This is a genomic window from thiotrophic endosymbiont of Bathymodiolus puteoserpentis (Logatchev), assembly GCF_900127505.1.
GTDB lineage: Bacteria > Pseudomonadota > Gammaproteobacteria > PS1 > Pseudothioglobaceae > Thiodubiliella.
Window position 1 is genome coordinate 213,305 of sequence record NZ_UEXF01000019.1, and the last position, 10,250, is coordinate 223,554.

Annotated in this window: 11 protein-coding genes; 3 read left to right on the forward strand and 8 right to left on the reverse strand. The window is 38.7% G+C overall.

Annotation, left to right across the window (positions count from 1 at the left end; all coding sequences use genetic code 11):
- Both BHECKSOX2_RS10180 and BHECKSOX2_RS02925 read left to right on the forward strand, forming a co-directional pair.
- On the forward strand, positions 1-321 hold a 321-nt coding region (locus BHECKSOX2_RS10180), incomplete at its 5' end, for a transposase (protein ID WP_245391291.1).
- Between the two features lie 337 nt (positions 322-658).
- Positions 659-1,117 carry a hypothetical protein gene (locus BHECKSOX2_RS02925; protein WP_139682382.1) on the forward strand — a complete coding sequence of 153 codons (459 nt, stop codon included), beginning with the start codon at positions 659-661 and terminating at the stop codon, positions 1,115-1,117.
- Here the strand turns inward: BHECKSOX2_RS02925 and BHECKSOX2_RS02930 are convergent.
- The 8 genes from BHECKSOX2_RS02930 to thrS form a co-directional block, all read right to left on the reverse strand.
- Positions 1,114-1,401 carry an integration host factor subunit alpha gene (locus BHECKSOX2_RS02930; protein WP_090716103.1) on the reverse strand — a complete coding sequence of 96 codons (288 nt, stop codon included), beginning with the start codon at positions 1,399-1,401 and terminating at the stop codon, positions 1,114-1,116. The two genes, BHECKSOX2_RS02925 and BHECKSOX2_RS02930, sit on opposite strands and share 4 nt — an antisense overlap.
- Positions 1,401-3,764: a phenylalanine--tRNA ligase subunit beta gene (gene pheT, locus BHECKSOX2_RS02935; protein WP_139682383.1), complete on the reverse strand. Its 2,364-nt coding sequence runs from the start codon at positions 3,762-3,764 to the stop codon at positions 1,401-1,403. Before pheT ends, BHECKSOX2_RS02930 begins: the two co-directional genes overlap by 1 nt.
- A 12-nt stretch (positions 3,765-3,776) precedes the next feature.
- Positions 3,777-4,790, reverse strand: coding sequence for a phenylalanine--tRNA ligase subunit alpha (gene pheS / locus BHECKSOX2_RS02940; RefSeq protein ID WP_139682384.1), 1,014 nt, complete (start codon positions 4,788-4,790; stop codon positions 3,777-3,779).
- A gap of 10 nt (positions 4,791-4,800) precedes the next feature.
- Positions 4,801-5,277, reverse strand: a complete 477-nt coding sequence (locus BHECKSOX2_RS02945) for an outer membrane lipoprotein (protein ID WP_139682385.1) — start codon at positions 5,275-5,277, stop codon at positions 4,801-4,803.
- A gap of 37 nt (positions 5,278-5,314) precedes the next feature.
- Complete coding sequence (gene rplT, locus BHECKSOX2_RS02950; protein ID WP_139682386.1) at positions 5,315-5,674, reverse strand: 50S ribosomal protein L20; 360 nt, start codon at positions 5,672-5,674, stop codon at positions 5,315-5,317.
- Positions 5,675-5,728: 54 nt separating this feature from the next.
- Positions 5,729-5,926: a 50S ribosomal protein L35 gene (rpmI, locus tag BHECKSOX2_RS02955; RefSeq protein WP_071563888.1), complete on the reverse strand. Its 198-nt coding sequence runs from the start codon at positions 5,924-5,926 to the stop codon at positions 5,729-5,731.
- A 98-nt stretch (positions 5,927-6,024) separates the two neighbouring features.
- Positions 6,025-6,552: a translation initiation factor IF-3 gene (infC, locus tag BHECKSOX2_RS02960; RefSeq protein ID WP_139682387.1), complete on the reverse strand. Its 528-nt coding sequence runs from the start codon at positions 6,550-6,552 to the stop codon at positions 6,025-6,027.
- Complete coding sequence (thrS, locus tag BHECKSOX2_RS02965; RefSeq protein ID WP_139682388.1) at positions 6,552-8,444, reverse strand: threonine--tRNA ligase; 1,893 nt, start codon at positions 8,442-8,444, stop codon at positions 6,552-6,554. Before thrS ends, infC begins: the two co-directional genes overlap by 1 nt.
- A 334-nt stretch (positions 8,445-8,778) precedes the next feature.
- Here thrS and BHECKSOX2_RS02970 point away from each other — a divergent pair, with 334 nt between their 5' ends.
- Entirely contained in the window at positions 8,779-9,753 is a 975-nt protein-coding gene (locus BHECKSOX2_RS02970; RefSeq protein ID WP_139682389.1) for a DDE-type integrase/transposase/recombinase, read from the forward strand.
- Positions 9,754-10,250 lie beyond the last annotated feature (497 nt).

A 10,250-nucleotide genomic window follows, 5' to 3' on the forward strand; every position in this document is an offset into this window, starting at 1 on the left:
CTCGGTGCAAACATCATTTTGCCTAAAAAAGCCCTTAAGCGAGACAATCGTTATCAACAAGACAAAAAGCGCAAACTGTGTAAAAGACGCGCAGCGATTGAGCCGATTATCGGACATCTTAAATCAGATTTTAGACTCTCTAGAAACCTACTCAAAGGGCAAGTTGGTGATGAGATTAATGTTTTAATGGCTGCCTGTGCTTGGAATTTGAGAAAATGGCTGGTGATAGCCACTATTTTTTTGTTTTGGCAAAAACTGGGCTTATTTTTTGTAAAATACCTAAGGTTTTTTGTGGTGCTGGATAAAAAGCAGTTTTGTTGATTTAGATGGTTGGGAAAATGGGTGGTTTTGGTTTGTTTGGAGTGAGTTTTTAAGGGGCGACTAAATAGGGTTGTTTGAGCAAGTACCTTAGATTGGTCTTTTTTCCAAAAAATATAACTCAGTATGCCAAGGTAAATAGGCAGTGCAATTGCCATACGCAACATCAAAACAACATTGCTATTCAAGCCTTCAAAATAAGCTAACTTAATAAATATGGATTTTAAGGCAAATAAAAATGTACCCAAGAATGCCAATAACAAACCTAAAGAGAATTTTTGTTGGGTGTTATTCATAAGTTTTACGATTATAATAGGCTTTTTTCACTAAAGACAGTCCAATGTTAAAAAAACTCGTTAAATTTCTAGAAAACAATTACCCTGATAGCAATGTTGATGATTATTTAGACGCTAAATATATACAACTCAGTAATCCGCAATTAAAACAAATCTCTGACGCTCTTAATAGCGGTGAATTGAAAATCAAACCCGCATCAAGCTGCACTGCAGAAAAGTTTATTTTTCATTTTGGCAATACCGCTATCTTAGTACAAAAAGATGGCAGCAACTACCAAGGCGAGTTTGCCTGGGAAACAGACTTCTTAGCAGTCCATTCAACCAGAAACAAAGGCAAGGGGTTTTATTTTATCGCATTTGAATTTGATAATAATTACCAAGTAACACTAAAAGAAACAGATAAACTATTAGAAGACCAAATCAGAAATGTTGAGCAAGACCAAGAATTGCTTGATAAAGCAATGCCTATCTTAAAGGGCTTTATGTCGGCTATAAGTGATTAAACACCTAACTTTGTTATTTTCTTAAGTTTTAATCCAGCCTTAAAGGTCGCTACTTTTCTTGCTGAAATTGTTACTGGCTCGCCTGTTTTTGGGTTTCTACCTGGGCGGGCTACTTTTTCTCTAATTATGAAATTACCAAAGCCAGATAATTTGACATCCTCACCCTTGGCAAGGGAGCCTTTAATCGTATCAAAAAAGTTATTTGTCATTGATAATGCTTGATTATGGGTAATGCCAATTTGCTCTACCAATAAATCAGCGATGTCTTTTTTAGTAATTGACATTATCTTAAAACAGCTGAGAACTTATTTTTCATTAAATTTAACATTTCATCTATTTTAACACTAATTTCCTCATCACTTAAAGTTTTTTCAAGTGACTGATAAGTTAGATTAAATGCAACACTTTTTTTACCAGGTTCAATATTCTCACCAATATAAACATCAAATAAACGCACACCAACAAAATCAGATTGTTGCAGCGCTTCAATACTATCAATTAATTCAGCGACAGGGATTGCTTTATTTAACACCAAGGCAATATCACGCTGAACCTCTTGATACTGGGAAAAAGCCTCGTATTTGGCGACACTGCCTGACAAGACGGCACTTAGACTGATTTCAAACAAATAACACTTAGGCAATGATAATTCTTTAGCCACATTCGGTGCTAATGCACCAATCCAGCCTACCTGCTCTCCATTAAGCTCTATCTTGGCAGTTTGTCCTTTTTGCAAGGCTGGGTGTTCATCTTCTATGAATGTAGCAGCTGTAGCTGTTAATTTAAGCAATGACTCCAAGTCGGCCTTTGCATCAAAGAAATCTAATGGTGTTGTCTCACTTGCCCATTGTGCATTAAAACGATTGCCAGAAACAATGCCTGCTAATTTATTTGACTGTTTGTTTGCTTCAACGCCATCAAAACACAATCCGATTTCAAAGAACCTTACATCACTGTGTCCGCGTCTTTGATTTGATTCAACACTTTGCAACAATCCTGACATAAGCGATGAACGCATCACTGACATATCTGCTGAAATTGGATTAGATAGGGTAACTTTATTAGCGTTAGCATCAACCAAGTTGTGATATTTTTCTGAGATAAAACTATAAGTAATGACTTCTTGATAGCCACGCGCCACCAAAGATTGCATGATATCGTACTTATCAATCTGAGCTTCTGACGCAACATTGATATTTGCATCAAGTGATAACTTCTGCACAGGTAGTTTGTCATAACCGTACAATCTTGCTAATTCTTCAATTAAATCTGCTGGAAGTCGAATATCAAATCTAAAACTTGGCGGGATAACAGTCCAAGAACCTTTAGTTTTAGTGCTGATTTGAAAATCTAAACTGGTGAATTTTTCTTCAATCCATTTAGCATCTAATTCAAAACCTAACACCTTGTAAATCTTATCTTGTGTAATGGTAATCGGCGCTAATACTGGTAAAGATGACTCGTCAATACAAGTATTTATGTCACTTGCTTGACCACCGCAAATCTCAATAATTAATTGTGTCACTCGATCTATTGCCAGCTCAGTAATAGCAAAATCCACACCGCGCTCAAAGCGCAATGATGATTCAGTATGCAAACCATAATTTCTTGCCTTTCCTACAATGGATACTGGCTCAAAAAATGCACTTTCTAATAAAATATCTGTGCTATCAGGCTGAGTGGCGCTATCCATACCACCCATTACACCCGCAATCGCAAGCACTGATTTATCATCAACAATCACCAAAGTATCCTCTTTTAGCTCAACCGTGGCTTCATTTAGCAATTCAACTTTTTCGCCTAATTTGGCATTTCTAACTTCAATGTTGCCGTTGATTTTTGCCATATCAAAAGCATGCATTGGCTGACCCAGCTCCAATAAAACAAAGTTAGTAATATCAACCACCGGCGAATGGACTGTTTGACCAGATCGCATGAGTTTATCAGCTATCCATCGTGGCGTTTTAAGTGTATTATCAATACCTGAAATGCTTCTAGTTAAATACTTAGGACAAGCAGTGGTGTTGTCAACACTAGACTTGACACTTGATGTGCCTTGCGCTAAAACACTAATACTAGGCATTTTAAATGGTAAGCCATAATTAGCGCTGACTTCACGCGCCACACCTAATATTGAGAAACAATCACCACGATTGGGCGTAATGTCTAACCCAATGATATTGTCATCTAAGCCCAAGTATTCTCTAATATTTTTACCAATTGGTGCATCAACATCCAACTCACTGATGCCGTCAGAATCTTCTGCCATACCTAATTCAGATTCTGAACAAATCATACCGAATGACTCAACACCGCGAAGTTTGGCTTTTTTGATTTTTAATCCATTTGGTAGTACAGCACCAACGGTAGCAACAATCACTTTTAAATCAGTACGAATATTGCTTGCACCGCAAATAATTTGTAGGTTGTTACTCTCACCAACATCTACCTGACACAGATTCAACTTGTCAGCATCAGGGTGTTTCTCACAAGATAGCACATAACCCACCACCACATTTTCAAAATATGGGGCAACTGGTGCAATGCCATCAACCTCCAAACCAGCCATTGTCAATTGCTCCGCCAGCACCTCATCACTAACAGTTGGATTAATCCATTCGCGCAACCATGTTGTTGAAATATTCATCTACCAATCACCCTATTTGAACTGTCGTAAAAAACGAATATCATTTTCAAAGAATAAGCGCAAATCATTCACACCATAACGCAACATTGTCAAACGCTCAACACCCATACCAAAAGCCAATCCAGTGTATTCTTCGCTATCAATCTTCACCGAATTTAAAACATTTGGATGAACAACCCCGCAACCCAACACTTCTAGCCAGCCTGTTTTTTTACAAACTCGACAACCCTCACCACCACAAATAACGCATTCAATGTCCGCTTCTGCAGATGGTTCAGTGAAGGGGAAATAGGAAGGACGAAAGCGCACTTTTAAATCTTGTTTTTCAAAAAATCCGCGCAGAAAATCAATCAACAAGCCTTTAAGTTGTGCAAAGTTTGCATCTTTATCAACAATCAAACCTTCCACCTGATGAAACATTGGCGTATGGGTAATATCTGAATCACAACGATATACCTTACCCGGTGCAATAATGCGCAGGGGTGGTTTTTGATTTTCCATAGTGCGAATTTGCACTGGCGAAGTGTGTGTTCTTAACACCGAACCTTCGTCAAAATAAAAAGTGTCATGCATAGCGCGCGCTGGATGATGCTCAGGAATATTAAGTGCAGTAAAGTTGTGAAAATCATCCTCAATCTCAGGCCCAGTCTCTACTTCAAAACCATTTTTCACAAACAAAGATTGAATGCGCTTAAGCGTAATAGTAACAGGATGAAGTCCGCCCATTTCAACATTACGACCTGGCAGAGAGACATCTATTTTTTCACTCAATAGACGCTTTTCTAACGCAATTGTTTCTAAGTTATTTTTGCGCTGGGCTAACAAATCTTGCACAACGCCTTTGGCTTGGTTAATCACCCCACCCATTTTAGGGCGTTCCTGCGCACTCAACTGCCCAAGCCCTTTAAGAAGAGCTGTTAGCTCACCTTTCTTACCTAAAAGTGCAACCCTTAAATCTTCAAGTTCGCCTAAACTTTGTGCTTTTTCAATAGAGTCTTTTGCTCTGCTGAGAATATCATCTATCATTGTAAATCAATTATTTGCGCGTTAAACGCGCTGTGCCATTGCCATAAAGTATGTACACCTGATCACCAACTCTCAATCCTTGCTTAGATTTTTGTACAAAAGCTTTGATTGCGCCACTGCTTAATTTAACTAAAAATTCAAACCCAGTGTCACTCGTAGCATCTTCCTCAATTGCTCTGCCTGCCATTGCACCTAGCAAACCACCAATAATAGCACCTGCAACCTTATCGCTATCATCACTACCGACTGCACTAGCGCCAGCTACAGCGCCTAACGCTGTACCAATACCAGAACCCATGCCTTTAGAGCCTGATAATCGAACTTGCTTAATAGAAACAATACTGCCTTCTAACACGCTAGACAATCGACCAGTTTCAGTAGAAGAATAAGTGTTTGCACCCCTTTCATCTTGTGTAAAACGATTTGTTGAAGATTGACAAGATGTCAAAAATACAACTAATATCATTAAAATAATATTGTGTTTCATACGCCCCCTTTCTTTTATTTAAAACTCTATTCTAGCATTATTTAGTCAAAGCTGCTTTCGCTTGGTCTGCAATTTTTGCAAATGCTGGTTTATCAAAGATTGCAATATCTGATAAAACTTTACGGTCAATTTCAATACCTGCTTTGCTCATGCCGTCAATCATTCTTGAATAACTCAAGCCATTATTGCGTGCTTCAGCGTTAATGCGCACAATCCAAAGTCTACGAAATTGACGACGCCTTTGACGACGATCACGGTATGCGTATTGTCCTGCCTTGATAACTGCTTGTTTAGCAACACGATAGACTTTTGACCTTGCGCCATAGTAACCTTTAGCTTTCTTTAAAATTTTCTTATGTTTTGCGTGCGCTTGCACACCTCTTGATACTCTTGCCATTTTTTATACTCCTATTAATTAACTTTTAACTGCTTTAGTGTTTACCGAATAGTGTTAACTATAGGGTAACATTTTACGAACCATTGGAACATCAGCCTTCTCGACTGTGTCTGGTGCACGCAAACTACGCTTTCTAGAAGTACTCTTTTTGGTCAAGATGTGACGCAAGTGAGAGTGTTTACACTTATAACCGCCACTGGCAGTCTTTTTGAAGCGCTTTGCAGCGCCTCTATTGGTTTTTAACTTTGGCATAATTTTCTCCTTGTCCTTTGGACATATTTGTTATTCGTATAAATAACGTTATTAAAAATAAAGAGACAACAAAATTGGGTTGGATTAAACCCAATTTTTTATCTCTTTTTCGATTTGGGTGCCAGCATCATGCCTAGCTGACGACCCTCCATCTTTGCTTTTTGTTCTACATTAGCAAATTCTTCTGTGTCTTTTTCAATTCTATCTAACATTTTCATACCCAGTTCTTTGTGTTGCATCTCACGACCACGGAACCAAATACTCACTTTAACCTTGTCACCATTATCTAAAAACTTAACCAAATTTCTAAATTTAATTTGGTAATCGCCCTCTTCTGTGCCAGGGCGGTATTTAATAGTTTTAACCGTTGTTTTCTTTTGTTTCTTCTTTTGGTCACTTAGCTGCTTCTTTTGCGCATACTGATATTTACCAAAATCCATCACCTTACAAACAGGTGGCTCAGCGTTTGGTGATACTTCAACTAAATCTAATCCAGCATCTTTTGCTATTTTTAGCGCTTCTGTTGTACTTAATACACCAGCTTGCCCGCCTTTGCTATCAATCGTACGCACCTGAGGTGCCTTAATGTATTGATTGATGCGTATTCTGTTTGGTTTTTTAATAATTACTCCTGATTGATTAAATCTACAAACGCATCAATTGACATAGACCCAAGGTCTTCACCACCGCGTCTGCGCACTGAAACTTGTTTATTTTCCATTTCCCTGTCACCTATCACTAACAAATATGGGAAGCGTTGCATAGAATGTTCACGTATTTTAAAGCCTATCTTCTCATTTCGCAAGTCCGAAATCACTCTAAGCCCTTGTTTTTTTAATTTTTTCTCAACATCAGTAACAAAATCAGCTTGTTTTTCAGAAATATTTAAGATAACTGCTTGGATTGGCGCAAGCCACGATGGAAATGCACCTTCGTAGTGTTCAATCAAAATACCAATAAATCTTTCTAGAGAGCCGACAATAGCACGGTGCAACATAACGGGGGTTTGTTTAGAACCATCTTCAGCGATAAATTGTGCATCCAAACGCTGTGGCATGGAAAAATCCACTTGCAATGTACCACATTGCCATTCACGCTCTAAACAATCTTTTAAAACAAATTCAATCTTAGGACCATAAAACGCACCCTCGCCTTCTTGCAACTCCCAAGCAATACCTTTAGCGTTTAGCGCCTGTTCCAATGCTGCTTCTGCACGGTCCCACACTTCATCTGAGCCAACACGCTTTTCAGGACGGGTAGAAAGTTTGATATCTACATTTTCAAAACCAAAATACTTATAAACTCTAAAAGTTAAGTCAATAAATGCTGACACTTCTGATTGAATTTGCTCGCTACTACAAAAAATATGCCCATCATCCTGCACAAAATTACGCACTCGCATAATGCCGTGCAAAGTACCTGAAGGCTCATTACGATGGCAAGAACCAAACTCTGCCAAACGCAATGGCAAATCACGATAAGACTTCAAGCCTTGATTATAAATCTGAATATGCGCAGGACAATTCATGGGTTTTACTGCATAGTCACGATTCTCACTTGATGTGGTAAACATCGCATCACCAAATTTATCCCAATGCCCTGATTTTTCCCAAAGACTTTTGTCAATCAATTGTGGTGTATGCACTTCTTTATAACCATTGTTTCTAAATACCAAACGCATATATTGTTCAACGATTTGATATAAAGTCCAGCCCTTCTCATGCCAAAACACCATACCTGGCGCTTCTTCTTGCATATGAAACAAATCTTGTGTTTTGCCGATCTTGCGATGGTCACGCCTTGAGGCTTCCTCTAAACGGTGTAAATAGCTTTCCAATTCTTCTTTATTGCGCCAAGCCGTGCCGTACACTCGTTGTAGCATTTCATTATTGCTGTCTCCTCGCCAATAAGCACCCGCCAATTTCATCAACTTAAAAGCCCTAAGTTTGGCGGTTGAAGGCACATGTGGCCCGCGACACAAATCAATGAAATCACCTTGCTGATAAAGTGACAAAGCTTGCTCGGCAGGAATAGAGGCAATAATTTCTGCCTTGTAATACTCACCCTTATCTTTGAAAAATTTAACCGCATTATCGCGTGACATTTCACTGCGCTCAATCTTGAGATTTTGCTTGACCAGCTTATTCATATTTTTTTCAATTTTGGCTAAATCACCTTCTGAAAAACCGTCTTTATACGCAAAATCATAGAAAAAACCATTGTCAATTACCGGCCCAATAGTTACTTGCGCCTCAGGATAAAGCATCTGCGTGGCCTGTGCCAACAAATGTGCAGTAGAATGGCGAATCACCTCAAGCCCTTCTTCATCCTTATCGGTGATAATAGATAAAATACTGTTAGCTTCAATCACAAATGAAGCATCCACCAACTCGCCATTTACCTTACCAGCAAGAGTTGCCTTAGCTAAACCTGAACCGATTGACTTAGCAATATCAAAAACACTAACGCTCTGGTCAAAGGATTTTTCGCTACCATCTGGCAGGGTAATAATTGGCATGAACAAACTTTAAAAATAAAAAAGGAGTATTTTACCTTATTTATCTACACACTTGACTTCTGCGTGCAACGCTCAAAACAAATAAAATCATCCGCACCTTTAAATTTAAGATACGGATTGCCTATGGTTATCTGTCCAGTTCCACCACGTTATTCCAGTTTGAGCATTTGAATCAATAATTCTCAAGCCACTTACAATCGTCATTTTAAGGGTTTGAGTTTTTGCTTGCAAAAAGCTAAAAAATAAAAACTCAAACCCTTAAACTTCCCCCCTAAATTAGGGTGGTAGTTGCCGTAACATATTAACTTTTTTTCTACTACAAAAAGGAGAATATATGAAACAGAACTACCACATGAATGCGAATACTAATGCACATTCAAGAGCGATTATACACGGGGCTAAGGCTTCGAATACTACCTTAGCACACCGCTTTGGTGTTAGCACTAAAACCATTGCCAAATGGAAGAGTCGTGATTTTGTTAAAGACAAAACCTCAAGACCAAAGACAATACACTACGCTTTAAATGAGACCGAGCGTGAGATTATTCGAGTAGTACGAACCCTCACTTGGTTAGAACTTGATGACTTAACTGATAGTATTGTTGCCTGCATGCCAAATGCCAATAGGAGTAATGTATATCGCACTTTGGTGTGTTTTGGCATTAACCGAGTGCCACAAGAAAAGAAACAACAAGCCTCTACATTTAAGGAATATGAGCCTGGATATTTACACATTGATGTTACCTATTTACCAAAACTAGCGGGTAAGAAGCAATATTTGTTTGTTGCCATTGATCGTGCTACTAGGGTGCTTTATTTTGAGATTTATGAGAATAAAACCGCTATCAATGCCGTTGAGTTCCTTAATAATTGCAAGGACTTTTATCCTTTTACAATTACGCATATATTAACTGATAATGGCTTAGAGTTTACTGATAAGTTTGTCACTAAAGACAAGCAAGTTAGTGGTAAACACAAATTTGACAAACTCTGTTCACGCAGTGAGATTGAGCATCGATTAACACAGCCTGCAACCCCTAAAACCAATGGCATGGTCGAGCGCGTCAATGGCACGATTAAGAATGCAACAGTTAAGGCGATAACGTATCAAAACATTGATGAAATGAAGCAAGATTTGAACAAGTTTTTGATTTTTTATAATTTTAATCGTGGACATGGTGGACTTAGAAAAGAGATTGAGGTAAGGACGCCTTATGAGGCTTTAGAGTATTGGTATAATTTGAAGCCTGATTTGTTTATCAGAAAGCCTGATATGTTTCGGAGTGTGGTTTTTGAAAGTAGGGGATAACGTGGTGAAACCTGACACCTTGTAGATTCGCATCATAAGTGCACAACTAAGTTCAACCAGCATTAGTATATTTTGCTTGGTTTAGGTCAAGCAAAATACATTAAACCTTTGAATAAAATCAGAGGTTCAGCCAATCAAATTACTCCTTATAAATATAGAGAACACCAAAACCGATGGTACGATGATTGGCTTGGAACGACGCTTTATCGTCGTGGACGTACAAGATACGACCATTCATTCCATCAGCAGACCGAACCCACAAGCGGGCATGGTCGCCAAGAGTTTCGAGTGCGACGAATTGATTATGGCGGTAGCCATTGAGTGGCATTTTAAGAAAGCTGGAGAAGGCTCATCAACAGGAGTTGTGGTAATCATTGGCTAATTCTGTCTCAGTTGGAACACTAAATCCTGCTGGGAAAATGTCATTATCACCACCAGAGCCCCCTACATTAACCCAATATAGAGACCTTTGCATAACCCAACCAAAAAACCACCAA